Origin of the sequence: Actinoalloteichus caeruleus (genome assembly GCF_049311605.1) — a bacterium.
Taxonomy (GTDB): domain Bacteria; phylum Actinomycetota; class Actinomycetes; order Mycobacteriales; family Pseudonocardiaceae; genus Actinoalloteichus_B; species Actinoalloteichus_B caeruleus.
This window is the reverse complement of the sequence record NZ_CP186005.1, coordinates 4,555,243-4,570,707: the sequence shown is the minus strand read 5'-3', so window position 1 is coordinate 4,570,707 and position 15,465 is coordinate 4,555,243. Positions and strand designations below refer to the sequence as shown.

Annotated in this window: 14 protein-coding genes; 10 read left to right on the top strand and 4 right to left on the bottom strand. The window is 72.2% G+C overall.

Features of this window, described 5'->3' with window-relative positions; genetic code table 11:
- Positions 1-98: 98 nt before the first annotated feature.
- Positions 99-809 (bottom strand): hypothetical protein, encoded by a 711-nt coding sequence (locus tag ACOJVX_RS18450; RefSeq protein WP_026419922.1) that lies wholly within the window; start codon positions 807-809, stop codon positions 99-101.
- A 177-nt stretch (positions 810-986) separates the two neighbouring features.
- Here ACOJVX_RS18450 and rlmN point away from each other — a divergent pair, with 177 nt between their 5' ends.
- Complete coding sequence (rlmN, locus tag ACOJVX_RS18445; protein ID WP_026419923.1) at positions 987-2,093, top strand: 23S rRNA (adenine(2503)-C(2))-methyltransferase RlmN; 1,107 nt, start codon at positions 987-989, stop codon at positions 2,091-2,093.
- A gap of 333 nt (positions 2,094-2,426) precedes the next feature.
- Here the strand turns inward: rlmN and ACOJVX_RS18440 are convergent, their stop codons facing one another.
- Positions 2,427-2,912, bottom strand: coding sequence for a beta-class carbonic anhydrase (locus tag ACOJVX_RS18440; RefSeq protein ID WP_026419924.1), 486 nt, complete (start codon positions 2,910-2,912; stop codon positions 2,427-2,429).
- A gap of 247 nt (positions 2,913-3,159) precedes the next feature.
- Positions 3,160-3,408 (bottom strand): DUF2631 domain-containing protein, encoded by a 249-nt coding sequence (locus ACOJVX_RS18435; RefSeq protein WP_026419925.1) that lies wholly within the window; start codon positions 3,406-3,408, stop codon positions 3,160-3,162.
- 320 nt (positions 3,409-3,728) lie between these two features.
- On the opposite strand from ACOJVX_RS18435, the gene ACOJVX_RS18430 reads away from it, so the two are divergent.
- The 4 genes from ACOJVX_RS18430 to ACOJVX_RS18415 all read left to right on the top strand — a co-directional run bounded on the left by ACOJVX_RS18430 (position 3,729) and on the right by ACOJVX_RS18415 (position 8,074).
- Complete coding sequence (locus ACOJVX_RS18430; protein WP_422646950.1) at positions 3,729-5,042, top strand: ABC transporter ATP-binding protein; 1,314 nt, start codon at positions 3,729-3,731, stop codon at positions 5,040-5,042.
- An 82-nt stretch (positions 5,043-5,124) separates the two neighbouring features.
- Positions 5,125-6,285, top strand: coding sequence for a polyamine ABC transporter substrate-binding protein (locus ACOJVX_RS18425; protein WP_026419927.1), 1,161 nt, complete (start codon positions 5,125-5,127; stop codon positions 6,283-6,285).
- Between the two features lie 8 nt (positions 6,286-6,293).
- Positions 6,294-7,247 (top strand): ABC transporter permease, encoded by a 954-nt coding sequence (locus ACOJVX_RS18420; protein ID WP_245588902.1) that lies wholly within the window; start codon positions 6,294-6,296, stop codon positions 7,245-7,247.
- Positions 7,244-8,074, top strand: coding sequence for an ABC transporter permease (locus ACOJVX_RS18415; RefSeq protein WP_418154269.1), 831 nt, complete (start codon positions 7,244-7,246; stop codon positions 8,072-8,074). The genes ACOJVX_RS18420 and ACOJVX_RS18415 overlap by 4 nt, the downstream gene beginning before the upstream one ends.
- 23 nt (positions 8,075-8,097) lie before the next feature.
- On the opposite strand, the gene ACOJVX_RS18410 is transcribed toward ACOJVX_RS18415, so the two are convergent.
- A complete protein-coding gene (locus ACOJVX_RS18410; protein ID WP_026419929.1) occupies positions 8,098-8,364 on the bottom strand; it encodes a GlsB/YeaQ/YmgE family stress response membrane protein in 267 nt (88 codons plus the stop codon).
- 243 nt (positions 8,365-8,607) lie between these two features.
- On the opposite strand from ACOJVX_RS18410, the gene dxr reads away from it, so the two are divergent.
- The 5 genes from dxr (at position 8,608) to ACOJVX_RS18385 (ending at position 15,457) form a co-directional block, all read left to right on the top strand.
- The gene (gene dxr / locus ACOJVX_RS18405; RefSeq protein WP_418154268.1) at positions 8,608-9,903 is read left to right on the top strand and encodes a 1-deoxy-D-xylulose-5-phosphate reductoisomerase; all 1,296 of its coding nucleotides are present in this window, start codon (positions 8,608-8,610) and stop codon (positions 9,901-9,903) included.
- 12 nt (positions 9,904-9,915) lie between these two features.
- A complete protein-coding gene (locus tag ACOJVX_RS18400; protein WP_081715608.1) occupies positions 9,916-11,127 on the top strand; it encodes a M50 family metallopeptidase in 1,212 nt (403 codons plus the stop codon).
- 188 nt (positions 11,128-11,315) lie between these two features.
- Positions 11,316-12,473, top strand: coding sequence for a flavodoxin-dependent (E)-4-hydroxy-3-methylbut-2-enyl-diphosphate synthase (gene ispG, locus ACOJVX_RS18395; protein WP_026419932.1), 1,158 nt, complete (start codon positions 11,316-11,318; stop codon positions 12,471-12,473).
- A gap of 128 nt (positions 12,474-12,601) precedes the next feature.
- Positions 12,602-13,438, top strand: coding sequence for a GNAT family N-acetyltransferase (locus ACOJVX_RS18390; protein WP_026419933.1), 837 nt, complete (start codon positions 12,602-12,604; stop codon positions 13,436-13,438).
- 126 nt (positions 13,439-13,564) lie between these two features.
- Positions 13,565-15,457, top strand: coding sequence for a penicillin-binding transpeptidase domain-containing protein (locus ACOJVX_RS18385; RefSeq protein ID WP_245588903.1), 1,893 nt, complete (start codon positions 13,565-13,567; stop codon positions 15,455-15,457).
- Positions 15,458-15,465 lie beyond the last annotated feature (8 nt).

Sequence of the window (15,465 nt, the reverse complement as noted above, 5' to 3'; positions counted from 1 at the left end):
CGCGAGGGGTGACGCCGCCGACGGGCACCTGAGAATCTTGCCGACAGACATTCTTTCCCCACCGGCCGGGTGGGGCCACCGGAGATCACCCGGGGTGGTCAGGTACCGGAGGTGCCCTCCTGGGGGCGCGCCCGGTGCCGCAGGGGCAGTTCGGGCAGGTCGTGCGGATTCCAACCGGTGGTCCCGGTGGGTGCCGGCCGCGCGGTCAGCGGGCCCCCGAGGCCGGCGGTCCGCGCGTAGCCCCTGGTGAACGACGTCAGCGGCCACAGCCAACTCCACCGGATCCGGTAGTCGCGGTCCGCGCTGCCCTGGCCGACCCACGCGCCGGACAGCCCCGCCGCCTCGCTGCCGGTCCACGGGAGGAACAGGAGATCGCGGCCGCCGGTGATCGCGTGGTTGGCGGGGAACAGCCCCGGCGGTTCCTCCGGCGGCCGCACGAGCCGACGTTGGAGTTCGGTGTCGTCGAGGACCGAGGTCAGCGGCGAACCGGTCTTCGCCCGGTACTGGTAGAGGGCGCAGTTCCCGATGCCGATCGTCATGGACTGGAAAGCGGGGTTGACACGGGCGTCGGGCAGCCCGCTCGCGGTGGCGAGCAGGTACTGGTACCGGTCGGTGCCGAAGCTCCAGCCGTTGGCCCACGAGCCCCGCGCGGACCTGCGCCGGACGCGTTGGAGCTCGGCCGCGGCGCTGTGCGCCAGGGCCAACCAGTCCAGCAGGTGGCCTGCCACCGCCGCGGACCGCGTCTCGCCGACGAGGCGGTCGAAGTGGGGGTCACCGATCGGTTCGAACCTGTCGTCCTCGGGAAGCACCGCTGCTCCTCACCGCCCAGGGGCTGTTCGTCCTGCGGTGACCTTGCTACCGCCAGGCACCGACAGTGACGCGTACCGACCGCGCGGCCGACGGGGACACCGGTGGTGACGCCGAGGGCGCCAACAGGAGGGACGCCGCACGGGGCCGGCAGGAGGCCGTGGGACACTGGTCGCGCCATGACTGCACTTCCCCTGGTGTTCGACGCCCCCCGCCGTGGGCTTCCGCCCCGCCACCTCGCCGACCTCTCCCCTGAGGATCGCCGGTCGGCGGTCGCCGAGCTCGGCGAGAAGGCGTTCCGCGCCACACAGCTGTCCCACCACTACTTCGGCCGGCTCAGCGTGGATCCCGAGTCGATGACCGACATCCCCTCGGCGACGAGGGACCGGCTCGTGGAATCCCTCCTGCCGACGCTGTTCACGCAGGTCAGGGAGGTGACCACCGACAACGGCACGACGAGGAAGACCTTGTGGCGGGCGCACGACGGCACCCTCGTGGAGAGCGTGCTGATGCGCTACGACGACCGGGCCACCGTCTGCGTGTCCAGCCAGGCCGGGTGCGGGATGGCCTGCCCGTTCTGCGCCACCGGCCAGGGTGGGCTCCAGCGGAACATGTCCACGGCCGAGATCGTCGACCAGGTGCGGTCGGCCGCCGCCGCCATGCGCGACGGCCTGCTCCCCGGCGGAGCGGGCCGGTTGTCCAACGTCGTGTTCATGGGCATGGGCGAGCCGTTGGCGAACTACAAGCGGGTGGTGGCCGCCGTCCGCCGGCTCTGCGAGCCGGCGCCCGCCGGTCTCGGGCTCTCGCAGCGTTCGATCACCGTGTCGACGGTCGGGCTGGCTCCCGCCATCCGGAAGCTGGCGGACGAGGACCTCCAGGTCACGCTCGCGGTGTCCCTGCACACCCCGGACGACGAGCTGCGGGACACCCTCGTGCCGGTCAACACGCGCTGGAGCGTGGACGAGGTGCTGCGGGCGGCCCGGTACTACGCCGACCGGACCGGTCGCCGCGTGTCGATCGAGTACGCGCTCATCCGGGACGTCAACGACCACCCGTGGCGGGCCGACCTGCTGGGCAGGCTGTTGCGCCAGCACCTGGGCCATCTGGCCCACGTCAACCTGATCCCCCTGAACCCGACGCCGGGCAGCGAGTGGGACGCCAGCCCCAAACCGGTGGAGCGCGAGTTCGTCCGGCGGGTGCGCGAGGCCGGGGTGAGCTGCACGGTGCGCGACACCAGGGGGCAGGAGATCGCCGCCGCCTGCGGCCAACTCGCGGCCCAGGAGTAGCCACCCCACCCACCGGTGAGGCGAGGCGATCCGCCCGCCGGGCGCGAGCCGTGGCCACAGGGGTGAGGGGCGCCGCCCTCCGGGTGCGCCCGCGCCGCGATCGCCGGGCGTGGGCGCCAGCCCACCCCGTCGGCCGTCGTGGATGGTGGTCGGGCGGGCCAGGCCCTCCCCGGCATCGGTTGTCTCCGCTCGGCCCGAGGGCGGGACCGGGCCGGAGGACCCGGCCGCCGCGCGAACGAGGCTTCTCCGCGCGCGGTACCCCGGAGGGACCCCTGGGGACACCCGCCGGTCATGCCGGATGGCACCAGGCCCGGATCCGCCGGCGGCTCGGGCTCAGTCCACCTCGTGCAGGAGACCGGTGTCCACGTCGACGACGAAGCCTCGGATCGAGTGGGCGTGCCGGATGAAGGGGCTGCGCTTGATGCGTTCCTTGCTCTCGTGCACGTCGACCGACTCGTCCTCGAAGCACTCCACCGACCATTCGGGGGTGACGCCGACCTCCTGCCGCATCTGGGCCTTGAACTCGGCGTCGGTGAAGGTCCGCAGCCCGCAGCGGGTGTGGTGCAGCAGGATGATGTGCTCGGTGCCCAGCCGCCACTGGCTGATCGCGAGGGACCGGATCACGTCGTCGGTGATGACGCCCCCGGCGTTGCGGATGATGTGCGCCTCGCCGACGCGCAGCCCGAGCAGTTGGAAGACGTCCATCCGCGAGTCCATGCACGCCACCACCGCCAGCTTGCTGGCGGGTTCGGTGGGCAGGTCGGCGCACGAGATGGGGTGAGCGGCGTTGTGGTGCACCAGCCGCTGCGTGATGGACATGGACATGGGAACCCCCGGCCTGGTGTCTGCTCGACCGTCGGAACGGCCGGCGCGATGTCGGGAAGACCGGCGTCCGCGATGATCACCGGTGACAGGTCTGGCGCGGCGCCGCCCGGTACCGGGGTGCCGCACTGGAGGCAGTGAATCGGGTGTCACCGCGTTGAGGCAAGGAACATCACTGGGAAGTGTGACAACGGTGCGTCGGTGTGACAGGGAGATGGACCCCGGGGCGAACCCCGGGGACCCCTCAGTTACGCCACGGTGTCCGGCGGCGCGTCTGGTCCCAGATCAGGAACCCGATCATGCCGAGCCCGATCCCGATCAGCCAGATGGTCTCGACGTGACCTTCGTGGTTGCCGATCAGCATCAGGAACATGATGGCCGCGACGGCCCAGCCGGCGACGCGGCGGCCGCGCGGCCACTCGCCGTGCCAGCCCCACTCCGCCGACGGCTCGTCCCGGGGATCCACCACGTCACCGCCGGAATACCTGTCCACAGCGGCGTTGGTCCTCGACGGCTGCTCAGCGGACACGATCCCTCCAGCACGGGCTCATCACGTAGCTTGCCGACCTATCCTCGCACACGGTCCCCCGTCGGTGCCCTGGCGGCCGCGCCGGACCACCGGGTGCGCGAAGCGGCACCCTCGCCCGTCGACCTCGGTCGTGGGGGCCGCACCCAGGCGGCACCGCCCTCCCGGCGCCGCGCCCCGCCGACTCGGGTCCGGCCACCCGTGCGGGGGATCACCGCCTAGGCTGTCCGCCGCGGCGCGGCCCGCGTCAACCCCATCCACCCCAGACGCCCTCCCGGAGGTGAGCCATGTCCGAGGACCCGCGAGAGACACCGGCACTCGACCACCGCGTCCCCGACGCCTCGGGCCCGCCCGCCGTCGAGCTGCGCGGGGTGACCAGGACCTACACCGACCAGGTCGCCGTCCGTGACCTGAGCCTGCGGGTGGGGGAGGGCGAGTTCTTCTCCGTGCTCGGCCCGTCCGGGAGCGGGAAGACGACGCTGCTGCGGATGGTCGCCGGGTTCGAGGACCCCGACGGGGGAGCGATCCTGCTGGGGGGCCGCGACGTGGTGGGGGTACCCGCCCACCGGCGGGACGTCAACACCGTCTTCCAGTCCTACGCGCTCTTCCCCCACCTCTCGGTCTGGGACAACGTGGCCTACGGGCTGCGCCGGCTGGGACTGCGCCGCGCGGAGCTGCGTGCCAGGGTCGGCGACTACCTGGACCTCGTCCAGCTCGCCGGCTACGGGCGCCGTCGGCCGCACCAGCTCTCCGGCGGGCAGCAACAGCGGGTGGCCATCGCCAGGGCGCTCGCCCGCCGCCCCCGCGTCCTGCTGTTGGACGAGCCCCTGGCGGCGCTCGACGCCCAGCTCCGGGCGCAGCTGCGGGTCGAGCTGACCAGGATCCAGCGCGAGGTCGGCACCACCTTCCTCTACGTCACCCACGACCAGGAGGAGGCGCTGGTGCTCTCGCACCGGCTCGCGGTCCTGCGGGCCGGCCGGGTCGAACAGGTGGGCACTCCCGCCGACGTCTACGAACGGCCGGTGAGCCGGTTCGTCGCCGAGTTCATCCGCTCCTCCACCACGGGTGGCTCGAACGTGCTGGAGGGGACCGTGCGGACCGTGACCGGCGCCGGGAACGCGGCGCTGGTGGAGGTGTCGGTGGGGGAGGGGGCCGTCCTGGCCGAACTCCCACCGGGCCGGGCGCTGCGACGGGGACAACCGGTGGCGGTGGCGGTGCGCCCGGAGAAGGCCCGGCTCTACTCCGCGGAGGACGACGGACCACCACCAGGGTGGTCCCGGGTGCCCGTCCGGCCGCGAGACACCGTGTACACCGGCGCCGCCACCGAACACCTCGTCGAGGTCGTGGGGGACCCCGGAGCCACGCCGCTGACCGTGTTCACCCAGAACACCCGGCGGGCGGGCGAGACCGGGCCCGGTGGCGGTCCGGTGCTGGTGGGCTGGGAACCGCAGTTCAGCGTCCTGCTGGCCGATGAGCCGGGCCGTGGGGACGGCGGCGCGGAGCCGGGCGGACGCGCTCGTCCCACGGCGGCGGACGGCGATCCCACCCCGGGTTCGGCACCGACTCCGGTCGGCGCCACCTCCCGGGCGGACGTCTCGTAGCGCCCGCTGAGCACACCAGCCGGACACACCCCGGACGGCCCGCCAGCTGGCGCTGCCCGGGGGAGGGGAGGACCACTCGCACATGGCGGACAGGGACGCGGTACGGATCGCGCGGTTGTGGGACGGTCGGGAGCGGCCGGTCACCCGACGCGCGATGCTCCGGTCGACCGCATTCTTCGCGTTGGCGGCGCACGGGGCCGCGGGCTGCGCGATCTCGGAGCCGGTCGAGCCACGTCGTACCGACCCGAGGGCGACCCGGGCCGTCAACGAGGTCGAGGAACCGGTCCTGAACTTCTTCAACTGGACCGACTACGTCGACGAGGACACCATCCCGGGCTTCGAGGACGAGACCGGCATCTCCGTCACCTACGACAACTTCAGCTCCAACGACGAGCTGGAGGCGAAACTCGCCGCCGGAGGCAGCGGCTACGACCTGATCGTGCCCAGCGACAACTTCCTGCGGCGGTTCCTCCGCTCCGACCTCCTGAACCCGCTCGACCACGACCTGATCCCCAACCTGGACAACCTGGACCGGCGGTTCCGGGAGGCGGAGTACGACCCGGACAACCGGTACTCGGTGCCCTGGGCCTGGGGCACCACCGGGCTCGCCTTCTCGCGGCAGGCCCTCGGCGGGGCCGACGTCACCTCGCTGGACGCGTTCCGGCTGGCCGCCGCCCGGGGGCGGAGCGCCCTGCTCGACGAGGCCAGGGACGCGATGGCCCTGGGGCTCCTGGGCGCGGGTCACGACCCCAACACGACCGACCCCGGGGAGTTGGAGGACGCCGTCGAGTACCTGCTCGACCTGAAGGGCGTGCTCGGTCAGATCACCTCGGACGTGATCGAACCGCTCGCCTCCGGGCAGGCCCCTCTCGCGCAGGCGTGGTCGGGGGACGTGTTCCAGGCGATGGAGACGAACCCGGAACTGGACTTCGTCATCCCCGAGGAGGGCGGCCTGTCCTGGGTGGATCTCCTCTGCGTCCCCCGGTCGGCGCCGCACGCCGCCAACGCCCACCGCTTCATCGACCACATCCTGCGGCCCGAGGTCGGGGGGAGGTTGGCCAACGCCATCCAGTACGGCAGTCCGAACGCGGCCGCGCGCCCTTTCGTGGACGCCGAACTCCTCGCCGACGAGCGCATCTACCCCTCCCCGGAGGCGCTAGCCCGGGTCCCCTTCACCCGCGATCTGGGACCGGAGGTCGAGGGCCGGTACGCGGACGCCTGGACGAGGGTGAAGACGGGCTGATGGATGGCGTGACGAGAGCCTCGGGCGGGCCGCGGCGCCCCCGGCCCGAGCCCACCAGCGGCGCCGGCCGCCCCGGTGGCGCGGCCCGACCAGCCCGCTCCCGGGGGCGAGGACGTGCCCGCGCGCACGGCCGTTCCCTGGCCGGCTGGGCGGCCCTCGCCCCGGCGGGCCTGTGGCTGGGCGCGTTCTTCGTGGTCCCGGTGGCCCTGGTCGCGCAGTACAGCTTCGCGACCAGGGACCTCGGCATCGCCCGCGTGGTGCTCCCCTGGACGCTCGACGCCTATCGGCTCGCCGTCGACCCCGCTGTGCTGCCGATCTTCTGGCGCACCGCCGCCTACTCCCTGTCCGCCACGCTGGCGTGCCTGGTGATCGGGTTGCCGCTGGCCTGGTTCGTCGCCCGGCACGCAGGGAGGTGGCGGCTCGTGCTGCTGGGAGCGGTGCTCGTGCCGTTCTGGGCGAGCCACCTCGCGCGGATCTACGCCTGGAAGGCGCTGTTGGCCGAGGACGGGCCGGTGAACCGGGTGCTGGGCCTGGTGGGGCTGGACCGGCCGGGTGGGCTGTTGCTGACCGACGTCGCCGTCGTGGTGGGGCTGACCTACGGCTACCTGCCCTTCATGGTGCTCCCGCTGTACGTCGTCTGCCGGCGTTTCGACCCGAGGCTGCTGGAGGCGTCCCAGGACCTGGGGCACGGGCGGCTCGGCACCTTCGTCCGGGTGGTGCTGCCCGGGCTGGCCCCGGGGGTGGTGGCCGGGTCGTTGTTGGTGCTGGTGCCCTCGGTGGGCGACTTCGTGACACCGGCCCTGCTGGGCGGGGTCAACCAGTTGACGTTCGGCAGTGTCATCGACGACCAGTTCCGGGGTGGGAACAACTGGCCGCTCGGCTCGGCGCTGGCGGTGCTGCTCCTCGCCGCGGTGGCGGTGTTGTGGGTGGCGCGCGGCCGACGGGCGCGGGAGGTGCTGTGACCGTGGAACACGCGGGACGGGGACGTCGTGCGGCCCGGGGTCGCCGGCCCTGGGTGCTGCTGGCCGCCGTGGTGGGCGCCTACGCCTTCCTGTACGCGCCGATCCTGTGGCTGGCCCTGCTGTCGTTCAACGACTCCCGTTCGGTCAGCACGTTCACCGGGTTCTCGCTGCGCTGGTACGCGGAGCTGCTCACCGACGGGCAGGTGCTGGACGCCCTGTGGTTGACCGTCCGGTTGGCGGCCAGCACGGCCGTGGTGGCCGCGGTGTTGGGCACGCTGGCGGCCTGGGCCCTGCGTCGGCCGTTCCGAGGGCGGGGGCTGTGGTCGACGGTGCTCGCGATGCCCCTGGTGGTCCCCGAGGTGGTGCTCGGGGTGAGCCTGCTGGCCTTCTGCGTGAAGCTGGCGGGCATCCCGCTGGGGTTCGGCGCCCTGTTGGCCGCGCACGTCACGTTCTCCCTGAGTTTCGTCGTCATCGTGGTGCGGGCCAGGCTCGCCGGGCTCGATCCGAGGCTGGAGGAGGCGGCGGCCGACCTCGGCGCCGGCCCCCTGACCCGGTGGCGCACCGTGACGCTGCCGGGGCTGTGGCCGGCGATCGGGGCGGGGGCCGCGTTCGCCTTCGTGCTCTCCTTCGACGACGTGGTGACCTCGAGCTACCTCTCGGGGGTGGGAGGTACCCCGTTGCCGGTCCTGGTCTACGGGCAGGCCAGTCGGCGCGGTGTCTCACCGGAGATCGTCGCGCTGTCCACCAGCATGGTGGTGCTGAGCACCGTGCTGCTCGTGCTGGCCGTCCTGGTCGTCGCACGGCGAGCGCGCCACCTCGACCGGTGACGCGCTCGCCGCTGGTACTCGGGTCAGGCGTGTGCTCGCCGCCCCGTGACCAGGCGGTAGATGGCGAGCAGGATGATCGAACCGAGAATCGCCAACAGCCATGTCCGGATCTCGAAGAACGAGCCGAGGTCGGTGTTGAAGATCGCGCGGCCGATGAAGCCGCCCACGAAGGCCCCGATCACGCCGAGTACGAGAGTGATGATGATCCCGCCAGGATCGCGGCCGGGCATGATGGCCTTGGCGATGAGGCCGGCCAGCAGACCGAGGACGATCCAACCGAGAATACCCATCGAAACCTCCTAGGAGTTCGCCGCCACCGGGCGGCGTGGGGCTGGGAGAAACCCCAGCTCCACGGTCCTTCGGCGGTGTTCATGACCTGACTCTGGAATAACCACGTCCGGTGAGGGCCATGCGTCCGTTATCGTTCCGTTATCAACGGCGGGTGGTGGCCGGCCGCTCCCCCGTCGCCCTCCGTGGCCGTCGACCCCGCCCCGGGGCGGGCGGCCGAGCCGGCTCCGCGACAATGTCGGGCCATGAGCTCGCTGTCCCCCACCTCGACCGCCGCCGAGCCGGGTCCCCGCCCCGTGCCCGCCGAGGCCCCCTCATCGGCGCGCCGCGTCCTGCTCCTCGGATCCACCGGGTCCGTCGGAACGCAGACCCTGGACGTGGCCAGGCGGAACCCGGACGCCGTGCGCGTCGTCGGGCTCGCGGCGGGCGGTGCGAACCTGGACGCGCTGGCCGCCCAGGCCCACGACTTCCAGGTGGAGGCGATCGCCGTCCCCCGCGTCGGGGTCGAGCGAGACCTGGTCGCGGCCTGGCGCGCCGAGGCCGAGCGGCGTGGAGTCCCGGCCGGTACGGCCCCGCCTCGGGTGCACACCGGCGTCCGCGCCCTGCCGGACCTGATCGAGTCCACCCCCTCGGACATCGTGCTGAACGCCGTCACCGGCTCGCGGGGCCTGGAACCGACGCTGGCCGCCCTGGCCACCGGCGCGACGCTGGCCCTGGCCAACAAGGAGTCCCTGATCGCCGGCGGCCCGCTGGTGCTGGCGGCCGCCGCTCCCGGCCAGATCGTCCCGGTGGACTCCGAGCACTCCGCCCTGGCCCAGTGCCTGCGGGGCGGCCGGGCCGACGAGGTGGACCGCCTGGTCCTCACCGCCTCCGGCGGCCCCTTCTACTCCCGGACGAGGGAGGACCTCGAGGCGGTGACCGTCGAGGAGGCCCTGGCGCACCCGACCTGGTCGATGGGCAGGGTCATCTCCGTGAACTCCGCCACGCTGGTCAACAAGGGGCTCGAGCTCATCGAGGCGCACCTGCTGTTCGGCGTCCCCTACGACCGGATCGACGTCGTCGTGCACCGCACCTCGGTCGTGCACTCGATGGTCACCTTCGTGGACGGATCGACCCTGGTCCAGGCCAGTCCGCCCGACATGCGACTGCCGATCGGCGTCGCCCTCGGCTGGCCGCGCCGCCTGCGCGACGTCTCCTCGCCGTGCCGCTTCGACACCACGACCACGTGGACCTTCGAGCCGGTGGACAACCTCAGCTTCCCCGCCGTGGAGCTGGCCAGGGCCGCCGGGCGCGCGGGCGGGTCGGTCCCTGCCGTGTACAACGCGGCCAACGAGGAGGCCGTGGAGGCCTTCCTCGAAGGTCGCACGAAATTCACACGGATCCTGGAGACTGTGGAGCGGGTGCTGGCTGAGGCCGACGAGTGGCGTCGGGACCCCTCCGGTGTCGACGACGTTCTCGCAGCCGAGGACTGGGCGCGAGCCCGGTCGCGGCGGCTGCTCGGTGTGACGGGCCACGCTGCGGGCTCGGTGGGAAAGGACTGACGCGTGGCCTTTGTGATCGGGGTCATCCTGTTCGCCATCGGCATCGGGGTGTCCATCGCGTTGCACGAACTCGGCCACCTGGCCGCCGCCAAGGCGTTCCGGATGAAGGTCACCGAGTACTTCGTCGGCATGGGGCCGAAGATCTTCTCGTTCCGGCGGGGCGAGACCGAGTACGGCCTGCGAGCCCTGCCCGTGGGCGGCTACTGCCGGATCACGGGCATGACCTCCCTCGACGAGGTCGACCCGGTGGACGCGCCCAGGGCGATGAACCGCAAGCCGGTGTGGCAGCGCGTCGTGGTGCTGTGCGCCGGCTCGGCGACCCACTTCATGCTCGCCTTCGTGATCCTGCTCACGATGGCGGTGACGATGGGCCTGCCCAACATCAGCGGCCGGGCGGTCGTCGCCGAGGCCAGTTCCTGCGTCCCGCCGGACCAGGACCTGGAGACCTACGAGTACGCCGAGTGCACGCCCGGCCAGGACCCGGCACCGGCCAGGGACGCCGGCGTGCTGCCCGGTGACGAGATCGTCGCGGTCAACGGCGAGGCGACCGGCAACTACACCGAGGTGCAGGCGGCCCTGGTCGAGCAGAGCGGGGACAGCGCGACCATCACGGTCCTGCGGGACGGCTCCGAGCAGGAGCTGACCATCCCGATCGTCCCCGTGCAACGGGTGATGGTGAACCCGGAGACCGGTGAGGCCGAGAAGGTCGAGACCAACGCGCTCGGTGTGAGCTTCCCCAACTACCTGCACTTCACGGCCGCCCAGGCGTTGCCGGGCACGCTCACCTTCACCGGTGAGATGTTCGTGCACACCTGGGAACGCCTGCTCGAACTGCCCAGCCGCGTGCCCGCCGTCATCGACGCCATCCTGGGTGCCGAGCGCGACCCCAACACCCCGGTCAGCATGGTGGGAGCGAGCATCATCGGCGGCGACGCCGTCGCCGGCGGCTACTGGGAGCTGTTCCTGTTCCTCCTGGCCACCCTCAACCTCTTCATCGGCGTGTTCAACCTGCTGCCGCTGCTGCCCCTGGACGGCGGTCACGTCGCCGTCAACCTCTACGAGAAGGCGCGGGACACCATTCGGGGGTGGCGCGGCAAGGCCAAGGGGGCGCCCGTCGACTACACCAAACTGCTGCCCATCACCTATGCGGCGGTGTTCATCGGCGGTGCGTTCATGCTCCTCACCCTGACCGCGGACATCGTTAACCCGATCCGGTTGCGTTAGCCCCGACTGGCCACGGGGCGTGCGAGCAGGGCGTTCACCTCGTGGCCACGCTCCCTCCCCCGGGGCGGCCACCCGGCGGCCCGGGTGAAGGACTGCTAGTACGCTGGTGACGGCCCGGTGGTCGGGCTGTCACCCTGTCGGCCCTTGCGCGGGCCACGACATCGGACATCTGGTCGCGGAGAGGACCGATGAGCGTCGAGCTAGGAATGCCAACCATCCCGCCGCCGGTGCTGGCGCCCCGCCGCACGACCCGCCAGCTGCGGGTGGGCGCGGTCGGCGTGGGCAGTGACCACCCCGTCTCGGTCCAGTCGATGACGACGACCGTGACGGCGGACATCAACTCGACCCTGCAACAGATCGCCGAACTCACGGCCTCGGGCTGCGACATCGTCCGGGTGGCCTGCCCCAGCCAGGACGACGCCGACGCCCTGCCGGCGATCGCGAGGAAGTCGCAGATCCCGGTCATCGCCGACATCCACTTCCAGCCCAAGTACGTGTTCGCCGCCATCGAGGCCGGCTGCGCCGCCGTCCGGGTGAACCCCGGCAACATCAAGAAGTTCGACGACAAGGTCAAGGAGATCGCCCAGGCGGCCCGGGACCACGGGACCCCGATCCGCATCGGCGTCAACGCCGGGTCGCTCGACCCACGCCTGCTCGCCAAGCACGGCAAGGCCACCCCGGAAGCGCTGGTGGAGTCGGCGCTGTGGGAGGCCGGCCTGTTCGCCGAGCACGACTTCCACGACATCAAGATCTCGGTCAAGCACAACGACCCCGTCGTGATGGTCCGGGCCTACGAACTGCTGGCCGAGTCCTGCGACTACCCCCTGCACCTGGGCGTCACGGAGGCGGGCCCCGCCTTCCAGGGCACCATCAAGTCCGCGGTCGCCTTCGGCGCGCTGCTGCGGCAGGGCATCGGGGACACCATCCGGGTCTCGCTGTCCGCGCCGCCGGTCGAGGAGATCAAGGTCGGCACGCAGATCCTCCAGTCGCTGAACCTGCGGCCCAGGAAGCTGGAGATCGTCTCCTGCCCGTCGTGCGGCCGTGCCCAGGTCGACGTCTACAAGCTGGCCGACGAGGTCACCGCCGGTCTCGACGGCCTGGAGGTCCCGCTGCGAGTGGCGGTGATGGGCTGCGTGGTCAACGGCCCCGGTGAGGCCAGGGAAGCCGACCTCGGCGTCGCCTCGGGCAACGGCAAGGGGCAGATCTTCGTCAAGGGCAAGGTCATCAAGACCGTTCCCGAGCACAAGATCGTGGAGACCCTCATCGAGGAGGCGATGCGCATCGCCGAGGAGATGGACGGTGACCCCAGCACGCTCGTGGGCGAACCGACGGTCACCGTGAGCTGATCCCCTCGGCTCGTCGGGCGCGGTGCCCCGGGCCGCGAAGGGGCCCGTGGTCGGTCCACTCAGGTGTCGATCCCGACGCCCTCGACGCGCCTACCCACCCTTCCGGTGCTTTCTGGCACTCTGGGACCGTGCTGAAGCTCGCGGGTGCAAGGTTGCTCACGGAGCGTGAGGGTTTGGCGGTCCGATCAGCGTTGGTCGCTGATCCTGTCGTGAGCTGTATGGTCGCCGCCAGGGTGGAGAGCGTGGGCTTGGACCCCTGGCGGCTCGGCGGGGAACTGTGGGGTGTCGGGAGCCGACTCGGTGGGCTCTGCTTCTCCGGGGTGAACCTCATCCCGCTGCGGGGCGGGAGGGCCGCCAGCCGCGCCTTCGCGGAACGAGCCCTCAGCCAACCCCGGCACTGCTCGTCACTGGTCGGCCCCGCCGACCAGGTGTTGGAGATGTGGCAGCAGCTGGAACCCGGGTGGGGGCCGGCACGTGACGTGCGGCCCAACCAGCCGTTGCTGGCGATGTCCGCACCGCCCTCGGTCGCCCCGGACCCGCTGGTCCGCCAGGTGCGCCTCGACGACCTGGAGCGCTACCTGCCGGCCGCCGTGGCCATGTTCACCGAGGAGGTCGGCATCGACCCCCAGGGCGAGGACGGCGGGGCCAGCTACCGGGCGAGGGTCGCCGAACTCATCGTCAACGGACGCGCGTTCGCCCGCTTCGAGGGAGGCGAGGTCGTCTTCAAGGCCGAGGTCGGCGCGCTCTCCGCCAGGGTCGGCCAGATCCAGGGGGTGTGGGTGCACCCGGAACACCGCAACCGGGGTCTCGCCGCCGCCGGCACCGCGGCCGTCGTCGACCGCCTCTCCGGGTGGATGGGCCGCATCGCCAGCCTCTACGTCAACGACTACAACCTCCCGGCCCGCGCGGTCTACCGGAAGGTCGGCTTCTCCGAGGTGGGCCGGTTCGCCACCGTCCTGCTGTGACCCCCTCGTGGGCGGTCCTGATCGCTCCACAGTGGCCCAAGAGTTTCCGGCCTTCGAACAGCGGAAACACGACTCGAGGCGGTCGGGCCCTGTGCCAGGGGACACGAATGCGGGCATACTCCAGTCGTGGTGGTCGTCGTTTCCTCCCGGCCGGGACGCCGAGCCGGAACCGTGCTGCTCGCTGGTGCGCTGTCCCTGACGCTCAGCGGATGTGGGGTGTTCGACTCGGGCCCCGGCCCGGAACAGGCCCTGGCGGACTTCGTGGCCGCGATGGGCGCCCGTGAGCCGGAACGGGCCGCGGCCCTGACCGACAGCCCGGACGGCGCCCTGCCCACGCTGGAGAGCGTCGACCGCGCGCTGGCACCCGAGGGAGCCAGCGCCGAGGTGATCGAGGTGCGGGAGACCGACGGGTCCACGCACGCGGATCTCGACATCACCTGGGAACTGGCGGGGGACCGCACCTGGAACTACCACGGCACGGCCCGGTTGCGCGAGATCGAGGGGGACTGGCGGCTCGAGTGGGCGCCCTCGGTCATCCACCCCGACTTCGGGGAGCAGCAGACGCTCGCCGTCCGGACCGAGGCCGCCCCGTTGCCACCCGTCCTGGACCGTGACGGGCACGTCGTCCTCGATCCCGGCGTGGTCATCTCGGTCCTGCTGGACCCGGCGGCCACCGAGGAGCAGGAGGGCGACGTCACCGAGGTCGCCACGGTGCTGGGCGACACGCTCAACCGCTTCGACGACCGCATCACCCCGGACTCGGTGCTGGAAGGGGTGTCCGACACCGAGGACGGCCACTCCTACCTGGTCGCCACCCTGCGTGAGCCCGACTACCACTCCGTCCGGTCCGACATCCACGAGCTCCCCGGAGTGCGCTTCACCAACCAACCGCGCCTGCTCCCGGTCACCCGGGACTTCGGTTCGCAGATCCTGCCGTCGCTGCGCCGCGGCGTCGAGGAGGCCAACGTCGAGCGGGCCGGGTGGCGCGTGGTCAGCCTCGACGCGACCGGCGCCGAGGTGAACACCCTGCACCACGAGCAGCCCCGCCCGGCGGAGGCCACCCGGCTCACCCTGTCCCGTGCCGCCCAGGCGGCGGCCGAGGACGCCGTCGAGCCCTTCGACGAGCAGGCCATGCTGGTGGCCGTCGAGGCGTCCACCGGTCACGTGCTCGCGGTCGCGCAGAACGCGGCGGCCGACGCCGAGGGCCCGGTCGCGCTCGTCGGCCAGTACCCGCCGGGCTCCACCTTCAAGATCGTCACCGCCGCCGCCGCGCTCGCCTCCGGGCAGGTGACCGCGGACCGGACCGTCGCCTGCCCGGCCACCACCGCCATCGACGGTCGACTCGTGCCGAACAACGACCGCTTCGACCTCGGGGACGTGCCCTTCCACACGGCCTTCGCGCGTTCCTGCAACACCACGTTCGCCACCCTCGCCTCCGACATGGAGCCGGACGAACTGGCCGAGACCGCCCGCCAGTTCGGCCTCGGGCGGGAGTTCGTCATCCCCGGTCTCGCCACCTGGACGGGGCCGGTCCCGGTCACCGACAGCTCCGCCGAGCGGGTGGAGGCCGGTTTCGGGCAGGGCACCGTCCTGGCGAGCCCCTTCGGGATGGCTCTCGTCGCCGCGACGGTCGCCGCTGGCACGACCCCCACCCCGGTCTTCCTCGCCGAGGACGACCGGGAACCCTCGGATGCGGCCGGTGCGGCGGCGGGGGGAACGAGCGCCGAGCCGGACGGCCCGTCCTCGGCGGGCCCCGTCGAGGCGCCCTCAGCCCAGGTGATCGACGCGTTGCGACCGATGATGCGGGAGGTGGTGACCGAGGGCACCGCCACCGAGCTCGCGGGGCTGCCCGAGGTGCACGGGAAGACGGGCACCGCCCAGTTCGGGGACGGCTCCCGGTCCCACGGGTGGTTCGTCGGCTACCAGGGGGACATCGCCTTCGCCGCACTCGTGGTCGACGGCGGCAGCTCGGCCCCGGCCACCAAGCTGGCGGGCGACTTCCTGGGCTCCCTCGGCTGACCCCCGGC